Raw genomic sequence first — 26,563 nt, 5'->3', positions numbered from 1 at the left:
TTTTGTCCGGACCTGCAAAAGGGAGATCCAAGGTTGATCAGACAGGGGTGGAAAGTATTTGGGCAGGGGCAGGGTTAGAAAGCAGAACAATATCTGGGATATTTACGCGCAGATTTAATTGTCGATCAAAAGATCGATAAAGCAAATGATTTATAGATCATGCTGATCTATAATTTTACTTGGTTGGGCTTAACCAAGTAGCATCCTACATTTAGCCTGAGACATAAAAAAATAAGTTCTAGTGGAAGAAGTTGTTTCTTGAAATCAACTAATTGCTATATTGTAGTAGTAACAATATAGATCGTAAAAAGACAGTATATATTATGGTTGAATCCTCCAAAGACTTTATCTTTTTTTTTGCTGTCTCTTTATCTGTTCCTACTCCCGTCAGACTATCTGAAAATTAAGATCTCCTCCATTCAAGAATAGAGAAAGCGGTTGGTTAGTAGGGGGTTAGGCTTATCTTTTGTCTTTATGTACTCCTAAGCTTTATCAAGATCCGTAGTTTACATTCATCATTGTGTTTTTCTGTCAGGAAAAACTTCCACACTGAAAAAACATGGGCATAGTACTTAATTGCACGATTAATCCAAAAAATACCTATTACATATAATGTGACTTTTTCCTTTTCTATTTATCTGCCTTAATTTCTATCACTAGTTATACCTATCCCCTATCTTAGGGATAACTAATGATCCCGTAAGGAGTTTCAACAATTAGTTCCGTTTGTTGCGATTTCTCCACTATTCCAATAATTTGTGCATCAATATTAAATGATTGAGAAATTGTTATTATTTCAGTCGCATACTCTGGTGAAAGGTAAATTTCCATTCGATGTCCCATATTAAAAACCTTATACATTTCTTTCCACTCAGTTGCAGATTGTTGTTGTATCAACTGAAATAATGGTGGTAAAGGGAATAAATTATTCTTACAAATCCGTACTTTATCTACAAAACGCAATACTTTTGTTTGCCCTCCTCCTGATATATGCACCATCCCATGTATGTAAGAATGCCATTTATTCAATATTTGCTTAACTACTGGTGCATAAGTACGAGTAGGAGAAAGGACCAATTTCCCAATATCAATCCCTAACCCTTCAATCTTGTCTGTTAATTTTTTTTGCCCTGAATAAACCAAACCTTCAGGAAGATTAGTGTCATAACTTTCGGGATATTTTGTTGCCAAATAGTTAGAAAAAATATCGTGCCTCGCCGAAGTTAGTCCATTACTTCCAATTCCACTATTATATTCTTTTTCATAAATCGCTTGCCCACAAGAACTCAAGCCCACAATTACGTCTCCTGCCTGGATATAGGCGTTATCAATCACATCTTCCCTTTTCATTCGGCAAGCAACGGTACTATCTACAATAATTGTCCTTACTAAATCCCCTACGTCAGCAGTTTCTCCTCCTGTAGAATAAATATGGATTCCCCATTTACTTAATTCTTCACAAAGCTCATTTGTTCCTTCAATAATAACCGAAACAACTTCTCCCGGTATTAATCGTTTATTCCTTCCAATGATAGAAGACAATAAAATATTATCTACAGCACCAATACAAAGCAAATCATCTATATTCATCACCAAAGCATCCTGTACAATACCTTTCCAAACAGAAATATCGCCTGTTTCTTTCCAATACAAGTAAGCAAGTGAAGACTTAGTTCCAGCCCCATCAGCATGCACAATATTGCAATACTTCTCATCACCTCCCAAAATATCGGGAATAATTTTACAAAACGCTCTAGGAAACAATCCTTTATCCGCATTTTTTATAGCACAGTGAATATCCTCTTTTTCAGCCGATACCCCTCTTTGTAAGTAACGTTGCATAACTTATTCTATTTCATATAATTCTAAAAAATCATGTGCCAATATTTATTTGTCCTATTTAAATAGTTTTTCACATTAAAGTCAGTTAATACTTTTGTAGTTATGTCGTAGTTATTTAACTTGTACTTGTAAAGAAACAGAAACAGTCTTGTCCGGCACAAGAACGAAGCGCTCTTCGAATATGAAGAGAATAATGAAGAAGTAATACAAAAGCAAAAGTCTCACTCCTTTCAAAAGACGAAAAGTACACTGACTGTCTTTAGACGATCTAAAAAAACTAGGAGTGAGAAGGTAAGAAAAAATTACGAATATTTAATATTCTATAATTAATTTTATGAAAAGACTAAAGAGAATCGTTGCTATTCACGATATTTCCGGAGTTGGTAAGTGTTCTTTAACAGTAGCTTTACCTATTATTTCGGCAGCAGGAATAGAAACAAGCGTTCTTCCAACTGCAGTTCTATCTACTCACACAGGAGGATTTAAAAATTTTACTTACCGTGATTTAACAAAAGACATAACATCCATAACAACTCATTGGAAGAGTCTTAATATTACTTTTGATGCTATATATACAGGGTTTTTAGGATCTTTTAAACAATTAGATTTGATGATAGAATTTTTTAAAACTTTCAAAACCGATAATAATATCATTTTAGTAGATCCCGTTATGGCAGATAACGGAAAATTATACAAAACATTTACTCCGAAATTTGTAAAGGGGATGCATCAATTATGCAAAAAAGCAGATGTTATTGTTCCCAACATTACGGAAGCAGCATTCTTAACAAAAGAAGAATACAAACATGGACCCTATACAAAAGAATATATTGAAAGGATATTAAAAAACCTGAATACATTAGGTCCTAAAAAAATAGTTTTGACAGGTGTCTTCTTCAAGGAAGAAGAATTAGGAGTAGCAACATATAATGCTTCAAGTGGAAAAATAACCTATACTTTGGAAAAACGAATTCCGGGTTATTTTCATGGGACAGGAGACGTATTTAGTTCAGCTCTGTTATCGGGATTGTTAAACGGCTTTAGCCTAGCTGTTTCAGCATCGATTGCCACTCGTTTTACAGTTGCTGCGATTCAAAAAACTGCAGTCTCCAAAACGGACGTCCGTTTTGGAGTTAATTTTGAACAAGGCATTCCGGAATTTTTGAAGGAGCTGAAATTAATATAATTCTTTCAACTTTAAGTAAGAATGCATTATTTACTCGTCGAATGAATGTCCATAATGTCCATAAAGCTTATCTAACTCGTCAAATTCAGTTTTCAAACTGGCAAGTTCTGCACGAACATCTTTCAAACAGTTGATAATCTTTTCTGTATGGATTATTTTATCCCTATTATCTTTGAGCTTTTTCTGAGCACCAGATAAAGTCATCCCTTTCTCTTTTACCAGATAATATATAAGACGAATTTCATCCACATCCTTCAAACGATATTGACGGATGCCCTTAGCTGTTCTAGCAGGACTAATAGATGAAAATTTTTTTTCCCAATATCGCAACAAAGATTCACTAACGTTCAACTTATTAGCAATTTCTTTAATGGAATAAAATAGTTTCCCCTTTTCAAACTCCATACCTCAGCTATTAAAAACATACACGATTCGCTTTTCATTTTGAACAAAAGTAGGATATTTGTTGTACTTGCGCAAGCTATTTCAGCCAACAAGATTTAATATCTTCTTAAATAATTTAGGTATGACAGCCAAAAAAATACGTCAATCATTCAAAGATTACTTCGAGAATAAAAATCACAAAATTGTTTCTTCTTCTCCCATGATTATCAAAAATGATCCTACTTTAATGTTTACCAATGCGGGAATGAATCAATTCAAAGATGTCATATTAGGAAATGCTCTCGTCAAATACACAAGAATAGCTAATGTACAAAAGTGTTTACGTGTAAACGGCAAGCATAACGATTTAGAAGAAGTAGGACACGATACTTACCACCATACCATGTTTGAAATGTTAGGTAATTGGTCGTTTGGTGATTATTTCAAAAAGGAGGCAATTGAATATGCTTGGGAATATTTAACTGAGATACTAAAATTGGACAAGGACAGACTATATGTGACTATTTTCGAAGGTAACTCTTCAGAAAAATTAGAAAGAGATAACGAAGCTGCCAATTACTGGGGGAAATATCTTCCCAAAAGTCACATTATAGATGGAAATAAAAAAGACAACTTTTGGGAAATGGGAAATATGGGACCTTGTGGTCCCTGCTCGGAAATTCATATAGATATCCGTTCAGATGAAGAACGAGAAAAAGTAGACAGTTTAACTCTGATTAACAAAAATCATCCTCAAGTAATCGAAATCTGGAATTTAGTTTTCATGCAGTTCAATCGCAAAATTGACGGTTCATTAGAAAATCTTCCTCAAAAAGTAATTGATACAGGGATGGGGTTTGAACGACTATGCATGGTTGTTCAAGGAAAAGCATCCAACTACGATACTGATGTTTTTCAAACTATCATTCAAGCGATTAGCACAATTACAAAATTTAGTTATGGGCAAAATTCCCAAAGAGATATTGCTATACGTGTTGTTGCAGACCACATTCGAACTATTGCTTTCTCTATTGCGGATGGTCAATTACCCTCTAATACAAAAGCTGGCTATGTCATCAGACGAATACTTCGTCGAGCAGTCAGGTATAGCTATACATTTTTAGAACAAAAAAGAGCATTTATTTATAGATTAATTCCATCTTTAGTTGATTCTATGGGAGAAGTTTATCCCGAACTAATTGCTCAAAAAAAAATGATGCAAAAAGTCATTAAAGAAGAAGAAAATTCTTTCTTACAAACGCTTGAAATAGGTACAAAATTATTAAATAAGAAAATTCAAGAAGCAAAAACTAAAAACAAAACGACTATTAATGGTGTAGATGTTTTTATTCTATACGACACTTACGGATTTCCATTAGACTTAATAAAACTAATATTGCACGAACAGAATATGAAAATGGATAAAGCGAGTTTTGATGCTGAAATGTCTAAACAAAAAGAACGAGCTCGCAATGCCACTACAATAGAAACTGGCGACTGGATAGTCCTGCAAGAAGGAGATACTCAATTTGTTGGTTATGATACCATAACAACTCAAGCTCGAATTCTTCGTTGTCGAAAAGTCAAACAAAAAAATACAGAATACTACCAAATCGTTTTAGACAAAACTCCTTTTTATGCGGAAATGGGAGGACAAATAGGAGATAGTGGACAACTCATTGATTCCAATGGTATAAGTATATCTATTATAGATACTAAATGCGAAAATAATTTAGTGATTCACATAATCAATCAATTACCAGAAAACTTATATGACACTTTTAATGCAGAAGTAGATGCTAGAAAAAGACGAGCAACGGAATGCAATCATACTGCAACTCACCTATTACACGAAGCTTTGCGTCTAGTATTGGGAACACACGTAGAACAAAAAGGTTCATATGTTTCTTCTGAAGTTCTACGCTTTGACTTTTCACATTTCAAAAAAGTGACAGAGAAAGAAATTCGTCAACTAGAAAAAATTATTACAAAAAAAATACGCCAAAATATTGCTTTAGAAGAAAAACGTCATATACCCCTTGTCGAGGCACGAAGACTTGGAGCAATAGCACTTTTTTATGAAAAATATGAAGAAAATGTTCGAGTAATAAAATTCGGTTCTTCCATCGAATTATGCGGTGGAACACATACTACTTCAACTGGATACATCGGAAATTTCCGTATCATTAGTGAATTTTCTATTTCTGCAGGTATTCGTCGCATAGAAGCAATTACTGCAGAAAAAGTAGAATCTTTTTTTTATGCTCAACAAGACATCATCCACAATGCCAAAATGTTATTGAACCATACATCGGATTTACTACAATCAATTAAAAAACTAATTAGTGAAAATATTTTATTAAAAAAACAAGTAGAAACATATAATAGAGAAAAAACAATATTTATCAAAAATCAAGTTATAAAAACAAAAAAACAAACGCCAAGTGGAATCAATCTGTTCATATTAGAAGGATTTTTTCCTGCCTCAATAGTTAAAGACATTGCTTTTCAAATTGGAAGTGAATTTACTGAAAAATCCTACTTTGCTGCTGCAACTGTTGCGGAAGGTAAACCATTACTCACTATTATGATTAGCAATGATTTAGTAAAAAATGGGCTAAATGCCTCACAGATTGTACGCGAAGCTTCCAAAATTATCAAAGGTAATGGTGGTGGACAATCTCATTTTGCTACTGCAGGAGGAAAAGATATAAATGGGTTACCAATGGCATTAAAAGAGATTCTAAATAAAGTCCATTAAGTATTGAAATAATACTAATCAAAAATTCCTACTTCTCATAATTTCCTATAACATTTGAAACAAAATGATTTTAGCTTTTTTATATGAAAATATTTCTTTATTTAAGAAATATTTTATTGATATAGAAGCTGACTTATTGTCAGTTCTACTCTTTGGCATATCGTTTGCTGCATTAGTTCATTAACTAATGAATTTAATTTTGAAATTAAACATATTACAATTATGGGAAAAATTATCGGAATTGATTTAGGGACAACCAACTCCTGTGTTGCTGTAATGGAAGGAGGCAAGCCAGTAGTTATACCTAATAGTGAAGGTAAAATGACAACACCATCTATAGTAGCATTTGTTGGTAGTGAACGAAAGATAGGGGACCCAGCAAAACGTCAAGCAATTACTAATCCTACTAAAACTATTTTCTCAATCAAGAGATTTATGGGTGAATCCTACGATAAAGTACAGAACGAAATTAACCGAATCCCTTATAAAGTAACACGTGGTGGTAATGATACTTCACGTGTAGATATTGATGGACGTTTATACTCTCCGCAAGAAATCTCAGCGATGATTCTTCAGAAAATGAAAAAAACAGCTGAGGACTATTTAGGTCAAGAAGTAACAGAGGCTGTCATTACTGTTCCTGCCTATTTTGGTGATTCACAACGCCAGGCGACAATTGAAGCAGGAGAAATTGCTGGTTTAAAAGTAAAGCGTATTATTAATGAGCCAACGGCCGCTGCCTTGGCTTATGGTTTAGAAAAAGCCGACAAGGATATGAAAATTGCCGTATTCGATCTCGGAGGGGGAACATTTGACATATCCATCCTTGAATTGGGAAGTGGAGTCTTTGAAGTTTTATCAACTAATGGTGATACACACTTGGGGGGGGATGATTTTGATCATGTAATCATAGATTTTCTAGCAGATGAATTTCAAAGAAACGAGGGTCTAGATCTACGTAAAGATGCTATGGCAATGCAACGATTGAAAGAAGCTGCAGAAAAAGCAAAAATTGAACTCTCAAGTTCAACTTCTACTGAAATTAATTTGCCTTATATTATGCCAGTAGATGGCATGCCTAAACATTTAATAGTAACATTGACTCGTTCCAAATTTGAACAATTGTCTGACAAATTAATTCGCTCCACAGTTGATCCTTGCGAAAAGGCATTGAAAGGTGCCGGTTTAACAGCAAAAGATATAAATGAGATCATTTTGGTAGGAGGTTCAACTCGTATTCCAATTATTCAAACAGAAGTAGAAAAAATCTTTGGTAAAGTTCCTTCTAAAGGAGTAAATCCAGATGAAGTAGTAGCTGTAGGTGCTGCTATTCAGGGAGCTATTCTCTCAGGAGACAGTAATTTAGGAGAAATGGTACTACTAGACGTTACTCCTCTCTCTTTAGGTATAGAAACAATGGGTAGTGTCATGACAAAATTGATTGAAGCAAATTCAACCATCCCAATCAAAAAATCAGAGACATTTACAACAGCTGCAGACAATCAACCATCAGTAGAAATTCATGTTCTGCAAGGTGAGCGTCCATTAGCAAAAGACAATAAAACTATTGGAAAATTCCATTTAGATGGCATCATGCCTGCACCACGCGGTATCCCACAAATTGAAGTAACTTTCGATATCGACGCTAACGGAGTGGTGAGCGTATCAGCGAAAGATAAAGCTACTGGAAAAGAACAAAGTATTCGTATTGAAGCTTCTAGCGGCTTAAGTGAAGCTGAAATCAAACGTATGAAAGAAGAGGCCACTGCTAACGCGGAAGCAGATACCAAAGCTAAAGAACGTGTTGATAAACTGAACCATGCTGACAGTGTAATTTTCCAAACAGAAAAACAATTGAAAGATTTTGGAGACAAAATACCAGCTGATAAAAAAGCTTCCATTGAAGCTACATTGACAAAATTGAAAGAAGCACACAAAGCACAAGATTTGTCAAGTATCGATACGATTATCGCAGAAATAAACAATACTTTCCAAGCAATGAGTCAAGAATTATATAATGCAAAAGCACAGACTAATAATTCTGCCGGAAACAATAATTCTGCCGGAAACAATACACAAAACAATAATAATGCCTCCGACAACAATAATAACAATGTTACAGACGTGGATTTTGAAGAAGTGAAGTAAAAAAATAAAATCAATTACGAGCACGAGCGAAACTCTAACAAATTAAAGTATTGCGATAGATATGATGTTTTGTTACAGTTTCCGATCGGCTTTGTATCAAAAAATTGACTTGATTTTTTTATGTCGATTTTTTCGTATACTTGCTGATTATTTTGTTATAAATAATCAGATAATAGTATACTTAGTAAAAAAAAATAACATTGGAATTGTAATAAATTATCTGCTGTTATAACATAACCTAAATAACAAACCCTATTGGGTTTGTATACATGGTTGATAGTAATTTTTACAATTAAGAAAACACGGTTTACATACTAAATCTATTCATATGGTATATGTATTAATAGTCAACAATTGACAAATGACAAACTTTTAAAGTTTAAGGTCAGTCCTAAATTTGTAGAATTGGCTTTTTTGTGTTATGTCCTCTTGGAGAAAACACACTATTAAACAATAGTTTTGAAGTTTTATTTTTCCATATATGAGTGAGGAATCATCCATATGGTGTGATATATAAAAGAGAAGGGGTGCAGTTCTTTGATTTTGAATTCAAATGTTAGATCTATAACTCGTATGGATATGAAATGAGAAAAGCTGGAAATTAAAAGCCGAATCGATTAAGATTATAGCCTATGCAACAGTTTGTTTTTCAAAATACTCTTTCAGACAAAGAAAAATTTGCTTATGGTGAATATCAAAAGTTTTTTTTTATATAAATTATGGACTGATTCGATTTGAAAACCTGAGGGATATTTGTTGACTCTCAGCCTGTTCTTATCTTTAAATAAGAAGAATCAAGGAATTATACAAGTGGACAGACTTACAAAAACTACTACTAGAGTAGTAATATTTTAATAAATATTTATTGAAATTTATTCTTATACAGTTTTTTTTACTGTCGTGAAAGAGTGAAGTAAACAAAGTTGTTTACTTTCCTACACACCCACAATTGACAATTTCTTTAACGACCCAATCCACCACATCTGTGCAAGATAATCCTCTTTGCGAAATTTTGTGTAAATAAAATCTATAGTCGATTTCCACACTGATAAACAAGGATGAATATTCACCTTCCCCCATCTTTTATCAGTGTGGAAAGAGTTGTTTTTCTCTATTTTCCCCAAAGTTTATTCATATCCTCTAGAGTTTTTCCTTTTGTTTCAGGCACCCATTTCCACACAAAAATACCAGCAAGTACACAAATAACTCCATACAACCCATATGAAATCATCGGACTGAAATCATAAAGTGGTGGAAAAGTAGATGATACGATATAATTAAATATCCATTGGAAAGCAACAGCCATAGCTACAGCTTTACCACGAATAGTATTCGGAAATATTTCAGAAATCAACACCCAACAGATAGGACCCCACGACATCATGAAGAAGGCTGCATACACAATAACAGCAAGTACAGGAATGTATCCTTTAAAGCTAAAATGGTCACACATGGCTATACCAAAAGCACCTATTGCCATACCAATAGAACCAATGATTAGCAAGGGTTTGCGACCAAGTCTATCCACCGTATAAATGGCTATTACTGTAAATACAATATTCACAATACCCATAACAACTGTTTGTATCATCCCATCACCTCCAACCCCAGCACTTCCAAAAATACGAGGTGCATAATACAATACAGCATTAATTCCGATTGCCTGCTGGAAAACGGACAAAAGGATCCCCATAATCACTACCATGATACCATAAGAAAATAACTTTTCTGTTTTTTCTTTTGAAGTATTTTGTATATCGAATAAAATTTCTTTTGCCTTTTCCGTTCCATTTATTTTCGTAAGAATAGATAATGCTTGAGTTACTTGACCTATTAATACCAAATAACGAGGTGTTTTAGGTACAAAAAAAAGTAAAAATCCAAATATCGCTGCTATATAAGCCTCAGAACCAAACATATATCGCCACCCATACTCAATAGTCCATGGGTCCGAATCACCACTAACGGATAATATACCCGCACTTTTAATTACTATTGGATTAGTGTGACCACCCAATATTAAATAATTCACAAAATAGACTACCAACATACCGAATATAATAGCAAATTGATTACATGAAACTAATGTACCTCGAATATGTGAAGGAGCAATTTCAGCAATATACATAGGTACAATGGCAGATGCTAATCCCACACCAATACCCCCTAAAATACGATATAAGTTGAAAGCTATCCAAAGATTCCAAGATGGTTCTCCTTTAGGGAAAAACAAGAATTCTGGACAATAAGAACCCAATGCCGATAAAAAAAACAATACAGATGCAAATCGCAATGAATTTCTGCGACCATATTCGGATGCTAAAAATCCAGATATAACTCCACCTATTACACAACCAATTAAAGCACTAGAAGATGTGATTCCATGCAAAATCTTGGTATACTGAAAATCCTTTGCCCCCAAAAAGAATCCCTCCAATCCTTTCTCAGCACCAGAAACTACTGCAGTATCATATCCAAAAAGCAATCCTCCAATAGTTGCTACTAATGTAATCCCAAAAACATACAATAAATTATATTGTCTCATGATCTCAGTTCAAAAATGTAAAGATTTGCTAACTAACACATTAATAAAATTTATATATACATATTTACTATTGCTTCATACAACTCTTGTTTACCACTAATTTGAATAGGCTCACCATTTTTAGCCGTAATATTACGCAAGTCTTCAAGTGTCAATTCCCCATTTTCAAAAAATTTCCCATCTCCGGAATTAAAAGAAATATAACGATCAGCACGTAGTTTTCTGTAATCTGATTTTTCAAGTATGGCTGCAGCCGAAACTAAAGCACGAGCAAAAATATCCATACCAGAAATATGAGCAATAAAGATATCTTCCAAATCAGTCGAGTTACGACGAGTTTTTGCATCAAAATTCGTACCTCCATTGCCAAAACCACCTCCTTCAATGACAACCAAAAGGGCTTGTATCAATTCATAAATATCAACAGGAAATTGATCAGTATCCCACCCATTCTGATAATCACCACGATTGGCATCGATAGAACCCAACATACCAGCATCAACAGCTACTTGCAATTCATGTTCAAAAGTGTGACCCGCCAAAGTTGCATGATTTACTTCAATATTTATTTTAAAATCCTTATCCAATTTATAGTGACGCAAAAAACCAATAACAGTTTCTGCATCCACATCATATTGATGCTTAGAAGGTTCCATCGGTTTTGGTTCAATAAGGAAAGTCCCTTTAAAACCTTTTTTACGTGCATAATCACGAGTCATAATCAGCATTTGTGCTAAATGTTCTTTTTCACGTTTCATATCTGTATTCAACAAACTCATATATCCTTCACGACCACCCCAAAATACATAGTTCATGCCTCCTAAAGCAATTGTCGCATCAATAGCATTTTTGATCTGAGCACCTGCCCAAGCAACAACACCAAAATCAGGATTAGTAGCAGCACCATTCATATAACGCCGATTACTAAAAACGTTTGCTGTACCCCAAAGTAATTTGACACCTGTAGAAGTTTGTTTTTCCTTAGCATACTCTACAATTTTAGCTAAATTGTTTTCGTATTCTGCAAAAGAATTACCTTCTTCCACCAAATCTACATCATGGAAGCAATAGAATGGAACTCCTATCTTAGTCATAAACTCAAATGCTGCATCCATCTTATTCTTAGCACGACTAATGGCGTCCGAGCCTTTATTCCATGGGAATTTTTTAGTTCCTCCTCCAAATTGATCAGCACCTTCAGCACACAAAGTATGCCAATAAGCCATAGAAAACCTCAACCATTCTTTCATGGTTTTTCCTAATACAACTCTATTTTCGTCGTACCAACGAAAAGCTAATGGATTTTTACTTTCTAATCCTTCAAACTGGATTTTTTCTATTCCTGCAAAAAATCCTCTATTATTCGATGTATTCATGGTATAAAATTTTGATTTGAAAAACGTTAAAAAATATTAATCATCAATAGACCAATTTCTCACCTTACTCTCTTAAAAATTTCAGGTAATTGATTTTACTTGTAATAATTTCAAATGAAGGAACCTTTTTATTTACCCAAATAATTTTCCCATCTTTCATATGCCTCCTGATACTGTGGCTTTTCAGCAACTTCCGGATCAATTACAGCAAGTTTTTCCAGGCTAGCAAATGCTTCCTTACTATCTTTATAGATACCCACTCCTATTCCTGCCCCTTTAGCAGCTCCTGCTGCCCCATCGGTATCATAAAGTTCAATGATAGAACCACTGATACTTGCCAAAGTTTGACGAAAAACTGGACTTAAAAACATATTAGCATTACCCGCACGAATAACCTGTATGTCCATTCCCATATTTTTCATTATTTTCATTCCATATTGAAAGGAAAAAACAATTCCTTCCTGAGCAGCTCGAATAATATCCGATTGATTATGTGTATTGAAATTAATTCCGTGGATAGAACACCCTCTTCCCTTGTTTTCTAAAATACGCTCTACTCCATTGCCAAAAGGAATAATAGAAATTCCTCTACTACCAATAAGAGATTGAGAAGCTATATCATTCATGTCATTATATGAAATTCCTGCTGAAACAATATTCTTCTTAATCCATGAATTCAATATTCCTGTACCATTAATACACAATAGAACCCCTAGACGAATTTGTTCATTACTATGGTTGACATGAGCAAAAGTATTAACACGTGAAAGGGGATCATAGTCTATTTTTCCCAATACACCATAAACTACTCCGGAAGTACCTGCTGTTGAAGCAATTTCACCTGGATTGAATACATTCAACGAAAAAGCATTATTAGGCTGATCGCCAGCCCGATAACATACTGGAGTACCTTCCTTTAATCCCAATTCTCCTGCTACCTCAGTAGAAATAAAACCTTGAATACCAAAAGTAGGTTTAAGTTCCGGAACAAAATTTTCATCAAAACCGAAATAATCCAAAATTTCTCTAGACAAACAACCTTTCTTAAAATCCCAGAAGATACCCTCAGACAAACCTTCTATCGTAGTTACAACATTATTGGTTAAACGCATACCAATATAATCGCCAGGCAACATAAACTTATCTATTTGCTTATAGATTTGAGGTTCTTTATCCTTTACCCATGCTAATTTAGAAGCAGTAAAATTACCAGGAGAATTAAGTAAATGAGACAAACACCTTTTCCTTCCAAGAGCCTCAAAAGCTTTTTCTCCGTAAGACACCGCTCTACTGTCACACCAGATAATAGCAGGACGAAGCACTTTTTTAAATTTATCTACCAGAACTAAACCATGCATTTGCCAAGAAATGCCAATAGCTTTAATATCTTCAACAGCAATACCTGATTTTCTCAAAACAGACTCATGAGCCACCTTCAAGTTTGCCCACCATAATTCTGGCTCCTGCTCAGCCCAACCCACTTTCCTAGCAATGATTTGCATTTCCACTTTTGGGGAAAAATCTTGTGCGATGATTTTTCCTGATTCTGCTTCTACCAAACATGCCTTAATTGAAGAACTACCAATATCGTATCCAAGTAAGTACATTACTTCATAGTATTATCATAAATTCATAGATAAAAATCGACCCAACGTCCATTTCTCTTCAAAAGTAAAGACATTCCAATATAATTCCAATTTTTTTCCTCACTAATGCTTTTCAATATTTTAGGTAAAGGAAAAATGTAAATCCAATTTTAAACTAAAGTTATAACATTATCGTTTGTAACTCTTTACGCAATAATACACCTGCCAATAATACAGATAAAAAATCGGCTATACACATACTTACCCATACCCCCAACATTCCCAAATAACAAGGCAAAATAAAAAGAATAGGTATCAAAAAAATAATTTGACGAGTTAATGACAAAATAATAGACTTCCACGAATCTCCTATACTTAAAAAAAAAGAAGAACTAACCATCTGAAAACCAAGTAACGGATAAACAACAAATATCCAACGCAGTCCAACAACAGCAATATCTTTTAGTTGTTTTTCTTTTGTAAACATAGAGACAATCATATTTGGAAATAATTCAACTACTGTAAATCCTACAATCATAACAAAAGTTGCATAAAAAACAGCCTGTTTCAATACAGCAATAACTCTATCATATTGTCCTGCCCCGTAATTATATCCTACTATTGGTTGCATTCCTTGATTCAGACCCATAATAATCATAATAAATAGAAAAGCTACTCGATTAATTATTCCATAGGCACCAGCAGCCAAATCACTTCCATAACGTACCAATTGTTTGTTTATAAGAACAACTATCAAGCAACTGCCAGCATGTACTATAAAAGGTGCTAATCCAATCAATAACGAATCGATTACTATCTTTTTTTTCAATTGATATATCCCCTTTTGCCAACGAATAAAAAAGTTTTCGTTACTGAACAAATATAATTGCCAACAAAGAACAAGTGTTTGTGAAATAATGTCTGCAAGGGCAGACCCTCGTACTCCCCAGCCAAAACCAAAAATAAATAAAGGATTTAATACCAAATTGATGAGTATAGAAAAAATAATTGCCAACATAGCCTTTTTGGGATGCCCCATTGAACGAAGCAAAGCATTCAAACCAGAATACAAATGAGAAATAACATTTCCCGACAAAACAATTACTATGAAATTGTAAGCATAAGGAAGTATCTCTCGACTTGCACCAAAAAAACATAAAATAGTGTTCAAAAAAGGAAGAGCTACTAATGTTACCGTTATACCTGTAATTAAATTTAAAACAACTACATTGCCTAATATGTTATTAGCAGTTTTGTAATCTTTCTTTCCTATTTTAATGGATAGCAACGTGGATGCTCCAACTCCTACCAAAGTGCTAAAAGCGGCTCCCAGATTCAGTAAGGGAAAAGTAATTGCTAATCCCGACAAGGCTAAAGCACCTACTCCTTGACCGATAAAGATACCATCAATAATGTTATCCAATGAGGTAGCTACCATAGCAACTATCGCCGGAGTAGCATATTGCATTAACAACTTACTTATTTTCTCTGTTCCTAAAATAAGTAGAGCATCTCTATTCTTCATTTGTATATGTGTACCAAGAACCAAAGACTATCCGAACAATTTTAGAAAGGAAAGTTCGAATTTTAAGTAAAAAAAAAAATTCTACCTCCATAGTCCATTAAAAAGGACACAGATCCATCCGGCCAAGAGTATTAGACTTTTCCAAAGTCTAATGGCAACGAGCCCAAGTCTCGTATGGATTCACATGCTCCAAACCCAAACTATTCAACTGATGAGCAATGTTTTATGACTTTCTTTTTAAATCTCTAATTAGATAGGCTTTAACTCCTTTTACTGTTTTTAAATTATTCTTCATTACTAGTCGCCATCAAATAAGCTTTAATTAAATCATCTAAATCTCCATCCATAACTGCTTGTACATTGGAAGTTTGCCAACCTGTACGATGATCTTTTACTCGCCTATCATCAAAAACGTATGAACGAATTTGCGATCCCCATTCTATTTTTTTCTTGTGAGCTTCTATTTTTGCGAAAGCTTGCCTGCGCCTTTTCAATTCCAATTTATATAAATGTGATTTTAATAGACGAATAGCGTTATCCTTATTTCCAAACTGAGAACGAGATTCCGTATTTTCAATCACAATTTCACTGGTTTCCCCTGAATTGGGATCTTTATAATTATAATGCAAACGTACACCCGTTTCCACTTTATTAACATTCTGTCCACCTGCCCCACTTGAACGGAAAGTATCCCAAGTAATATCTCCTAGATTAATATCAATTTCAATAGTATCATCTATTAAAGGGACAACAGCAACAGAAGCAAAAGAAGTCATTCGTTTCCCTTGTGCATTGTAAGGCGAAACACGTACTAACCGATGTACTCCATTTTCACTTTTCAGATAGCCAAAAGCATCATCACCTTCTACTTGCAAAGTGACTGTTTTTATTCCTGCATCATCACCTTCTAACCAGTTAGTAATATTCACCTTGTACATTTTGACTTCGCACCACCGACTATACATTCTATAGAGCATTGCTACCCAATCTTGGGCTTCTGTTCCTCCTGCCCCAGCGTTGATTTTTATTACTGCTCCTAAATGATCTTCCTCCGAATGAAGCATATTTTTCAACTCTAATTGTTCAATTAAAAGAACAACATCGCTGTAGACTTTATCAACTTCCTCTTCACTAACAACACCTTCTTTGTTAAAATCAAAAGCTAATTGCAATTCCTCAACAGCTGTTTGAACTACGTTGTATGCATCCACCCAGGATTTGATAATACCTATAGCTTTTATTTGCTTTTTGGCATATCCTGGATCCTTCACCCAAAAGCCAGGTACTTGTGTGAGAAGTTCTTTTTCCTCTAGCTGAATTATTTTATTATCAATGTCAAAGACACCTCCTTAAATTCAACCGTCGCTCCAAAATTTTTCGTAACTGTTCTATTGTTATCATAAAACACACTCTCTAATAAGTGAATAATTTCTTCATAATATTTTAATTCTCCTTACAATTCGCAATATATGCAAAGTAAATATTATTTTTACACTACGTAAATAATAATCAGATGAAACAATACTTAGACCTCTGTAACAGAGTATTATCTGAAGGAGTAAAGAAAAAAGATCGTACATGTACTGGTACAGTCAGTATATTCGGCTACCATATGCACTTTAATCTTAAAGATGGTTTTCCTCTGCTAACTACAAAGAAATTACATGTCAAACCAATTATTCATGAACTACTTTGGTTCATCAAAGGAGATACAAACATCAAGTACCTTAATGACCATGGAGTTTATATTTGGGATAAATGGGCTAATAAAAACGGAGATTTAGGCCCAATTTATGGAAAACAATGGAATTTCAAGAATCAACTAAGAACTGCAGTAGACAATATAAAGAATAACCCTGATTCTCGGCGAATAATTGTTAATTCATGGAATGTAAAAGACCTTACAAGCATGGCACTTCCCCCCTGTCATGTTCTATTTCAATTTTATATATCGAATGGGGAATTATCTCTACAGATGTACCAGAGGAGTGCAGATATATTCCTTGGATTGCCGTTTAATATAGCCTCCTATTCTTTACTACTAAAAATGGTAGCACAAGTAACTAATCTTAAAGAAGGAAAATTTATTCATGTATTAGGAGATGCACATATCTATCTCAATCATCTGGAACAGATACAATTACAATTGACCCGTAGTCCAAAAACATTGCCTATAATGAAGATTAACTCAGAAGTGAAAAGCATTTTTGATTTCAAATATGAAGATTTTGAATTGGAGAGATATACCCCATATCCTCATATTAAAGGAGAAGTGTCTGTCTAGGTTTTTTAGCTCAGTAACTCAGTAAATGAAAATAAATTCAGTAGAGTGAAACTTTCCATAATTGCTTCTCTAGGAAGAAATAATGAAATTGGTAAAGAAAACCGTTTACTTTGCTATTTACCTGCTGACCTAAAACATTTCAGAAAAATAACATTAGGACATTCAATAATCATGGGAAGAAAAACATTTGATTCTCTTCCTAATGGCATCCTTCCAGATAGGGAAAATATTATAATCAGTCGCAATGGGAGTCTAGCAATAAAAAACGCTCGAGTTTATACTTCCTTAGATTTTGCTTTATCAAAATTAATGAATGAAGAAGAAGTCTTTATCATTGGAGGAGCTCAAATTTATCAGCAAACATTACCGATCGTTAATAACCTTTATTTGACTAAAGTTTATGCTACTTTTCCGGAAGCCGATGTTTTTTTCCCTCTCATCAATTACAGCGAATGGCATGAAACAGAGCAGGAAAAAATTCCTGCTAATACAAAAAACCCTTACCCTATTTCTTTCACGAAATACGAAAGATTACAATAAACAAAATTATTTTTTGGATTTTTGCAAACAGACCAAACGATTGTGTCCAAAGTTTCTAGGTGTTTTTCTTTCTGCTTCTATCAGTTTATAATGATCTTCATCCAAAATAATACTACCTTTCGAAAGTTGTTTAAGATCTTCAAGAATCTTGTGTATGTCTACTATCTCTTTATTCCAAAGAAGAAAATTTTTTTTCATATGAATTATTAAAAGCTTAATAAGATGCTTTTTCCGCTCACCCTCCTCATATTCAATGATTCTACAAATCATCTTTTCTACATTTTTTCCATAATATTTACAAGTAATAGAACTTTGCGGATAAGGTAGTTTTGAAGGCTTGATATACAAATCTTCTTTCTTAACTACTTCGTAAGGATAATCAATGTCCAACGAGAAACTTGCCATAATTGCCAAATGATCCCACAAAATATGCTTAAAATTATTTATATCCCGTAAATGAGGGAACATATTCCCCATAATATTGATAATGACATTCGCACATTTTTTCCTTACTTCCCTATCAGAAATAGAAATACAATGATCAACCATATTTTGGATATTTCTCCCATACTCAGGTAAACTTAAACGTTTTTGTTTAGTATTATATATCATCGTTGCTATCATAATAGTCTTAATTTGTTTTTTCTATATTGAATAAATAATAACTACAATCTGCCCTGCAATATCCTTTTCAAAACCTGCTATGTAACATTCTTCTACATACCTTTCATCGGGTAACTTGTAAATAAAAAGTTTTTTTAATAAACAAAAGCTGAACTGATAAAAATAAACTGTTTTGTTTTTATCCTTAGATAAAACAATAGTAAAACAATAAAATTCTAAATATTCAATCCTCTCTACTTACTATTTATTCATCACAAATATTGGCAATCAAAGGACAAACCATCTCGAGATGATGAACCCATTTTCTATTGTATATAGATACAACACAACTCTTATCCTCGATCCTCGAACAAGTAATAAGACTATAAGACTATTTTATACAAGTCATATAATTAATTGATATTTTCATTGACTACCCAGACTTTTTCCCTCTTTCTTATAGCAACCTGCTTTTTACTTTTTTCAATTCTTGCTCTAAACGTTTAATTTCTTCATCTTGATTTAAAATAGTCTTCTGCAGGGCGTTAAGCTCCTCATCTTCAACTCCTTCAGGAAATTGTCCATTAACTCTATCAGTAAAATCACTCAATATATTCATATAATTATTAAAAGCATCATAAGCATTTTCATAAGGGCTAAAAACGCTTCGCTCAGCAAAATATCTCGTACTCATATAATGAAAATGGTCAGTAGCTTGCAAATAGTTCCAATCCTGCAAAATTCTGCGATCACTTATCAAATGAACCTTTTCAGCAAGACTATACAATTTACTTATTGCTTCTTTTTGAAGAAGATTACCCATCCAATCACTAGTATCTTTCTCTTCTCCTGCCCATGAACATGGATAAGGAACAATCAATTCACCAACAGGGTCCAACATATCAATAACCTCCAAAGGAGTTAAAAAACCAATATCTTGCATTAAAGCAAAACGAGGAATTGACTTAAAAAAATCAAAAATTCCTGTTGATACAGCTTGTAATCCACCTAATATATCGTATGTAGTAAAAATATTTACTAACTGGTCAGAATTAGGAGTATCAGCAATCCATTTTACAAATTTATCGCCAATCAACGGATACTCACTCCAGTTATGGTCAGAAAAACGAAAGGAAATATCATCACTGAATTTCATATTTCGCGTTAATAGTTTTAACGTAGGGACAGAAGCAGACGAATACAAGTAATTAGGACTTTTCCATCCCAAAACATGCTTAGCCCCTTCTACCAAGATAGCTTTAAAATCCATATTTGCCACCTGTAAAGCAATATCATCAGAATAAATCAATTCAGAGTTTCGAAATATTTTAGGGATTTGCCCAAAGAGGAGCTGTATTTTTTCCGAATGGGCTTTTACTTGTTTCACAAATTCTTTAGGGTTAGTAAGAGAAGCCAACGAATGACCGTATGTTTCAGACAAAAATTCCACACAACCAGTTTTTGCCAATTCTCTAAATTGTTCAAGTACTTCCGGCACATAGATTTCCAATTGTTCCAGAACAGTACCAGAAATAGAAAAAGTAACCTTAAATCTTCCGTTATATTTTTCAATCATATCCAACAACAGATTATTTGCCGGGAAATAAGTACGCTCTGCCACTCCACGGATAAAGTCCTCATTAGCAAAATCATCATAATAATAATGCTCAGAGCCAATATCGAAAAAACGATATCGTTTGAAACGAAGGGGTTGATGGACCTGAAAACAAAAACAAATTGCCTTCATAATTGATAATTATAGTTAACAACTGTACAAATTCTATTGTTATTACAAATAAACTAGAATCTTCATTTGCCTCTGCCTATTACATATTACGGGAGAATAAAAGCTTTCCACCATACTAACACCATATCAAGTATAATTTTGCTATTCTTAATATAGTTCTACTTATCAAAATCAAAATATTAGAAAGGTCTTATTGAATGTCATTCAGTAAATCTTAGAGGGTTTTATACAAAAAAATCATACAAATGATTAAAAACGGCAACTAAAAAGTTGCGAAGATAAAAAGTTGGCTTGACATACAAGCCAGTGGGAAGGTACAACTTTTTTTCCCAATATAAAGAAAAAGTTATACCTTCGCAACTGTCATTGTGGCGGCTGTGGCGTAATTGGTAGCCGCGCCAGACTTAGGATCTGGTGCCGAAAGGCATGGGGGTTCGATTCCCTTCAGCCGCACAAAAAAATTTTAACATAGCCCTTGCATTTTGCAAGGGCCTTTCCCATTTTATCTCTTATTTATTGCGACATTTGTACATGAATTTGTAATTTTAAGTCAAATACGTGATCAACTGATTTTCAGTGGATCACTTTTATATCAAAAAGTAACAGCTATACATTTGCCAAATTCCCAAGCAAACTTAAGCAAAGTAAAACTGAAGAAGAAATAAAAAGCATTTATATATCATTTGTGTATGCTGCTAAACGCTTCAAAATAGGATATGATATAAGTGTTATTTAAGCTCAGGTATAACAAGAATTTAAAAAATCCGGAGACAAGATCTAAAACTTTCGCTCAGATACTGTGTTGTATCCACAAATTAAAATTTTGTAAATCATGTAAGCAAACCTATTCTACCTAATACTTCATTTGACTGACAGCAACGAAAAACAATGAAGAACAATATTAACGGAAACACTTCTCAATAGAAAAATTTCATATAGACAACGAATACGATTTGGATTCAGCACTTCTAGTATACTAGATAAAATTTCGGTAGATGAAATTGCCAGTAATCGATATACTACAAAATTTACATATATACCCAATTTTAAATGCAATTGAATTTCCCATATTTAGTGAGTCAGCTCCAAAAATGTCTAAAAATTAACTATCACTTGAGATTTGCGACAAAAAATAACTGCGGAAGAGATTCCTTTGAATTTGAAGAAATTCTTAAATATTGAAACGAAATCTTTGGCGAATTATATTCGCAATAGTTTCAAAACTAGTCATTACTCTATAAGCAACATTCAAATATGTAATAACGATTTTTATTGAGCAATAAATAAATAAAATTGTTTTTCGTTGTATAGGGAATGATGGCAAACTAAAAAAAAATCTTTTGCCAAAGATTATAGCCATTTTTAGATTTTATACTAATGAAGTAGATAATAAAGAAATACAGTTAAAGCAATTTTTGCAAAAATTGACTTCCTGACAGACAAATGAGACTGTTTACGTTCTCACGGAAAGTTTTTTACACCCATTTTTCTTTTGCCAAAGTAGTTATGAAATATCTTTCATAACTACTTTCCAATGATACCAATGTCTTTTCAAGACGGTTACTTGGATGATATACCAAATGTTTTAACAGATAAAACAGGAATACTATCTTTCCCAAGTTTCAGATTAAATCGATATGAAAACCACCTAAAAAAATTGCAAAAAATCCAATAAATCTGAATATTAAATGGATTATCCTAATTAATCCACCCTTTGAAACTGTTGCCAAACAGTATAAAGAAAAACAATAATAAAGAAAAGTCAATGATACTCAAGCAAATAAGAAAATGTATATACAAAAAACTCGGAGGATGGTAAGCTCTCATAAATTATTCTCATAATTTTTATACGGAATCAAATTCGAATTATCAAGTAAGGAAGCTTATCTATAATTTATTTTCATAAAAATAAATTATATCAATGCCAACAACGATCAAAAATTCAATTCCATAATAACATATTTCATCGCTCATTTATAATTGGATTTCTAATTTGGAATTTCTCCAAATCCCAATGAGATTGAGAATCAAAAAACCATATTTGATATTTTTAACAAAAAGTTGAAAACAAAAACAGATGATTGTTAAAACTAGAAGTAATTTTCTAAAAAAATAGATAAACGTCCTCCTGCAATAGCCAAATTTCCTTCACTATCTTTGTCTCCGACAATAAAAATTAATAAATAAAATCAGAGACAAACAAGACAGAATTGTAAAAGATTTTTTAGTTTTTTGATACGTGTAAAAAATAATTTGAAACATCAAAATCAGACATGTCGATTTCTACTCCTACGTCAGTAATGAGGCATTATTATACCTAAAAACTCCAAGCAGGCAGTAATTGTTCATATAGTAAGATTCATTCTTAATGCTATATAGCTTAAGAATCGAAACCAATTTATGAAACCAAAATATTTACTACCCACAGAATTTATCAGTGAATACACAGTAACGAAGTAAAATAGTAGAAAATTACCCATAATAATATAGCGACTTTTACTTCTGCAAAAGCAGAGGATGCTTTTATATAAAAATAGATCAGAAAAAATATCGCCCAAAACACAAACGGTCCCTAAGGTAGGTAAAACAATAATATAAATTTTAATTTGCCTATCTCAGTCACTTATACATAGACAAATTCAAGATAAAAATCTACGATACTGGTTTGGATCAAATCAGGACTTCATTAAAAAACGTAACCCTATTCTAAAACGGGACTGAAAAAAATTGAAGACTTCTAAATGGAATATATTGAGAGAAAAAACTATACGATTTTATCATATATATTACGTACTTTGTCTGCTGCTTTTTCCCATGTAATTCTGTCCACTTCATTTTTTCCCTCCACTCGCAAATATTCTGCCATGCTAGGGTAAGTAGTAATAGAATACATAGCATCTGCTATAGCTTCTATATCCCAATAATCAATTTTAATAGTTTTCTCTAAAATTTCAGCACAGCCTGACTGCTTGGAAATAATGCTTGGCACACCGCACTGCATAGCCTCTAAAGGAGAAATACCGAAAGGCTCAGAAACAGAAGGCATAACATATACATCGCTGGATTTCAACATTTTATATACTTCTATTCCTTTCATAAAGCCAGTAAAGTGAAATCTATCAGAAATATTTCGTTGAGCAACCAAACGGATCATTTGATCCATCATATCGCCATTGCCTGCCATAACAAAACGAACATTTGACTTTTTTCTTAAAACTTTTGCTGCTGCTTCTACAAAATATTCTGGTCCTTTCTGCATAGTAATGCGGCCTAAAAAAGTAATAATTTTAGTTTTTGTATTTTTCTGAAATTTTACTGCTGCCACCTCAGCATTCATCGGCTCCACAGCATTGTGAACAGTAGTTACTTTACTAGGGTTTTGATGATATTTTTCTATTACTATATCACGAGTTAAATTACTCACAGTAATAATATGATCAGCATTATCCATTCCATCTTTTTCTATACCATAAACCACAGGATTAACACTACCGCGACTTCTATCGAAATCAGTTGCATGCACATGGATAACAAGAGGTTTATTTGTAATAAACTTGGCATGAATACCAGCAGGATAGGTAAGCCAATCGTGTGAATGAACAATATCAAATTTTATAGTACGAGCCATTACTCCCGCAACAATGGAATAATTATTTATCTCTTCCAATAAATTGTCGGGATATCTTCCCGAAAATTCAATACAACCCAAATCATCAGTATAACAATAACTAAAATCGGAATAGATGTGATCTCTCAAATCGTAATACAATTGAATGTCCATACAGTTACCAATCCGATTTTGGACATGGTCCCGATGCACATTTTTCCACACAACAGGCGTATTACACGCTCCTATCAACTGCAAAAAACTTTTATCTTCATCACCCAAAGGCTTTGGTATGACAAAAGTTATTTCCATATCGGGCTGCAAAGCCATCCCTTTAGTTAGTCCATAACTTGCCGTACCAAGTCCCCCTAAAATATGAGGAGGAAATTCCCAACCAAACATTAACGCTTTCATCACTACAACATCATCTCTTTATTATTTATTTTTCATTATTATAATTATCCAAAAGCTTTAACACATGTAAAATAGAAGCTACGTTCATAGCAAAAGAAATTGCTCCACGACTTTGAAAAGGGGGGTTCCCATCGAACAATTCAGATAATGAACTAATACAGTGAGTATTCATCTCTTCATCCAACCCAATCAACATTCTTTCAATAAAAGATACACCTCTACGTTGATATAATTTCAAATATGCTTCTAAATAAACACCTAATAGCCATGGCCATACAGTCCCTTGATGATAAGCTAAATCCCGCTCATGTTGATACCCAGTACAATAAGGACGATATCCTTCACTTCGCGGACTTAATGAACGAATCCCCTTAGGAGTCAGTAATTCTCGAGTAACTATATTTAATACAGAGCGTTTTTGAGTTCTACTCAACGGAGAATAATCTAACGAAATAGCAAACAACATATTGGGACGAACACTCCAATTAATATATTCTTCATCTACATAATCGTATAGATATCCATATTTATTTACAAAAGTGGACACAAAAGAACTTTCAGTTTGATTAGCTTTCTGTTCAAGCATAGCTGCCCTTTTCCCTTCATTTGTAAATCGAGAAAGTTCTACTGAAAACTTCAATGCATTAAACCACAATGCATTAAATTCAACAATATAACCCGAGCGGGGTAATATAGGTTTTCCTTCGAAAGTAGAATTCATCCAAGTAACGGCATTTGTTTTTCCATTGGCATATAAAAGTCCGTTAGGTTTCAAAATTAAAATCGGATGTTTATTCGACATTATATATTGAATAATATTTTGAATTAATTTACCATAACGAACGCTGCACTGTGCCAAAGAAGTATATTTAGCGTACTCCTGCAATGCCCAAATTGCCCACAGCAATACGTCAGGCATATATATTTCTTGAATAACCTTATCACAATTCCCATTCCTCATAAACCTACGAAGAGCAATCATAGCCGTATCCATCAATTTTTCAAAGCTTGCTGGATCATCTACTGCTAACGAACATCCAGGCATAGAAATAAACAAATCTCTTGCCCTTACCTTAAACCAAGGATACCCTGCCAGAAGATAAAAACCACTTTCAGTAGGATGATAGTAAAATTGCTGTGCCGAATTTTTTAAACAATTGTAAAAACTCGTACGAGGCGTATGGACTTGCGAGCCCCTATTATATTCATCAACTATATTAGCAGGGTCAATAAAAGTATCACTTGCCGAGAAGTATATGGATTCTCCTTTTTCAATACTCAATTCAAAATAGCCAGGAACATACAAATCTTCTTTATAGGCTAATCCTAGTTCCAATTCTTTTGAATATTCAATATTTTTATACCAATTTGGTTGAAACACAAAACACACTTTTTTGTTAAACTGCATGTATAGGTCAGGATAATCATCATACATACAAGTTTTGATACCAAAATTTATTTCCGTATAATCTCGTTTGGCTACCGGATTAGCATAGGTTAGTGCATTTACACTACGAAAGGCAAGGAAAGGTCTGAAGCGTAATACAGTAGAAGAATGAGCATCCAATAAGGTATATTTAATTAATATCCGATTTTCAAAAGTTGTAAACACTTTCTCTTTAATAAGAATAACTCCTCCTACACGGTAGGTGGTTTTAAGAACAGTTTCAAACTCAAATTGTCGTAGATATTTTTGCCCACTAGGATTAAAATATCTACCTGCATACTGATGAATACCCAAGTTAAACTCTGTTCTGTGCTGGATGACAGTTACATCCAAAGAAGACAATAAGACATGATTTTCTGAATCCAACTTAGGAACAGGACAAATTAACATCCCATGATATTTGCGGGTATTACAATCTATAACAGTAGTAGAATGATAAGCTCCTTTCCGATTAGTACAAAGAATCTCTCTCTGCAATGATTCTTCCAAATTGATAAGCAATGTCTTGTCAAATTTAAGATAACCCATATTTTACACAATTTTTCAATTTTAAGTGGCACTTACTACA

The 26,563-nt window shown here is 33.5% G+C and carries 16 protein-coding genes and 1 tRNA gene; 6 read left to right on the top strand and 11 right to left on the bottom strand.

Going from position 1 to position 26,563, the window contains the following annotated elements:
* Window positions 1-678 precede the first annotated feature (678 nt).
* Window positions 679-1,842: an AIR synthase related protein gene (locus tag CFPG_RS03010; RefSeq protein ID WP_012573544.1), complete on the bottom strand. Its 1,164-nt coding sequence runs from the start codon at window positions 1,840-1,842 to the stop codon at window positions 679-681.
* 334 nt (window positions 1,843-2,176) lie between these two features.
* Between CFPG_RS03010 and CFPG_RS03005 the strand changes: the two genes are divergently transcribed.
* Window positions 2,177-3,028, top strand: coding sequence for a pyridoxamine kinase (locus CFPG_RS03005; protein WP_012573543.1), 852 nt, complete (start codon window positions 2,177-2,179; stop codon window positions 3,026-3,028).
* Window positions 3,029-3,058: 30 nt separating this feature from the next.
* Here CFPG_RS03005 and CFPG_RS03000 read toward each other — a convergent pair whose 3' ends face one another.
* Window positions 3,059-3,433, bottom strand: coding sequence for a MerR family transcriptional regulator (locus CFPG_RS03000; protein WP_012573542.1), 375 nt, complete (start codon window positions 3,431-3,433; stop codon window positions 3,059-3,061).
* A gap of 121 nt (window positions 3,434-3,554) precedes the next feature.
* Here CFPG_RS03000 and alaS point away from each other — a divergent pair, with 121 nt between their 5' ends.
* Entirely contained in the window at window positions 3,555-6,173 is a 2,619-nt protein-coding gene (gene alaS, locus CFPG_RS02995; RefSeq protein ID WP_012573541.1) for an alanine--tRNA ligase, read from the top strand.
* Between the two features lie 222 nt (window positions 6,174-6,395).
* Window positions 6,396-8,321 carry a molecular chaperone DnaK gene (dnaK, locus tag CFPG_RS02990; RefSeq protein WP_012573540.1) on the top strand — a complete coding sequence of 642 codons (1,926 nt, stop codon included), beginning with the start codon at window positions 6,396-6,398 and terminating at the stop codon, window positions 8,319-8,321.
* A 1,111-nt stretch (window positions 8,322-9,432) separates the two neighbouring features.
* On the opposite strand, the gene xylE is transcribed toward dnaK, so the two are convergent.
* The 5 genes from xylE to prfB form a co-directional block, all read right to left on the bottom strand.
* A complete protein-coding gene (gene xylE, locus CFPG_RS02985; RefSeq protein ID WP_012573539.1) occupies window positions 9,433-10,866 on the bottom strand; it encodes a D-xylose transporter XylE in 1,434 nt (477 codons plus the stop codon).
* A 50-nt stretch (window positions 10,867-10,916) separates the two neighbouring features.
* Entirely contained in the window at window positions 10,917-12,242 is a 1,326-nt protein-coding gene (gene xylA / locus CFPG_RS02980) for a xylose isomerase (RefSeq protein WP_012573538.1), read from the bottom strand.
* A gap of 128 nt (window positions 12,243-12,370) precedes the next feature.
* Window positions 12,371-13,849, bottom strand: coding sequence for a xylulokinase (locus CFPG_RS02975; protein ID WP_012573537.1), 1,479 nt, complete (start codon window positions 13,847-13,849; stop codon window positions 12,371-12,373).
* Window positions 13,850-14,009: 160 nt separating this feature from the next.
* A complete protein-coding gene (locus CFPG_RS02970; RefSeq protein ID WP_012573536.1) occupies window positions 14,010-15,353 on the bottom strand; it encodes an MATE family efflux transporter in 1,344 nt (447 codons plus the stop codon).
* 284 nt (window positions 15,354-15,637) lie between these two features.
* Window positions 15,638-16,754 (bottom strand): peptide chain release factor 2 gene (prfB, locus tag CFPG_RS02965; protein ID WP_265347959.1). Its coding sequence is split into 2 segments (ribosomal slippage): window positions 15,638-16,690 and window positions 16,692-16,754, totalling 1,116 coding nucleotides; the frame shifts between segments, so codons are not numbered across the junction.
* Between the two features lie 112 nt (window positions 16,755-16,866).
* Here prfB and CFPG_RS02960 point away from each other — a divergent pair.
* A complete protein-coding gene (locus CFPG_RS02960) occupies window positions 16,867-17,637 on the top strand; it encodes a thymidylate synthase (RefSeq protein WP_012573534.1) in 771 nt (256 codons plus the stop codon).
* A gap of 45 nt (window positions 17,638-17,682) precedes the next feature.
* Entirely contained in the window at window positions 17,683-18,177 is a 495-nt protein-coding gene (locus CFPG_RS02955; RefSeq protein ID WP_012573533.1) for a dihydrofolate reductase, read from the top strand.
* Between the two features lie 6 nt (window positions 18,178-18,183).
* Here CFPG_RS02955 and CFPG_RS02950 read toward each other — a convergent pair whose 3' ends face one another.
* Complete coding sequence (locus CFPG_RS02950) at window positions 18,184-18,789, bottom strand: DUF4290 domain-containing protein (protein WP_012573532.1); 606 nt, start codon at window positions 18,787-18,789, stop codon at window positions 18,184-18,186.
* A 448-nt stretch (window positions 18,790-19,237) separates the two neighbouring features.
* Complete coding sequence (locus CFPG_RS02945; protein ID WP_012573531.1) at window positions 19,238-20,527, bottom strand: glycoside hydrolase family 57 protein; 1,290 nt, start codon at window positions 20,525-20,527, stop codon at window positions 19,238-19,240.
* Window positions 20,528-20,898: 371 nt separating this feature from the next.
* Between CFPG_RS02945 and CFPG_RS02940 the strand changes: the two genes are divergently transcribed.
* Window positions 20,899-20,980 (top strand) — tRNA-Leu (locus tag CFPG_RS02940).
* A gap of 2,311 nt (window positions 20,981-23,291) precedes the next feature.
* Here CFPG_RS02940 and CFPG_RS02935 read toward each other — a convergent pair.
* Together CFPG_RS02935 and CFPG_RS02930 are read right to left on the bottom strand one after the other, a co-directional pair.
* Window positions 23,292-24,548, bottom strand: a complete 1,257-nt coding sequence (locus tag CFPG_RS02935; protein ID WP_012573530.1) for a glycosyltransferase — start codon at window positions 24,546-24,548, stop codon at window positions 23,292-23,294.
* A gap of 25 nt (window positions 24,549-24,573) precedes the next feature.
* Window positions 24,574-26,523, bottom strand: a complete 1,950-nt coding sequence (locus tag CFPG_RS02930; protein WP_012573529.1) for a glycogen debranching enzyme N-terminal domain-containing protein — start codon at window positions 26,521-26,523, stop codon at window positions 24,574-24,576.
* Window positions 26,524-26,563: the final 40 nt, after the last annotated feature.

Source organism: Candidatus Azobacteroides pseudotrichonymphae genomovar. CFP2 (assembly GCF_000010645.1).
Lineage (GTDB): Bacteria > Bacteroidota > Bacteroidia > Bacteroidales > Azobacteroidaceae > Azobacteroides > Azobacteroides pseudotrichonymphae.
This window is presented reverse-complemented; position numbering and strand designations above follow the sequence as displayed.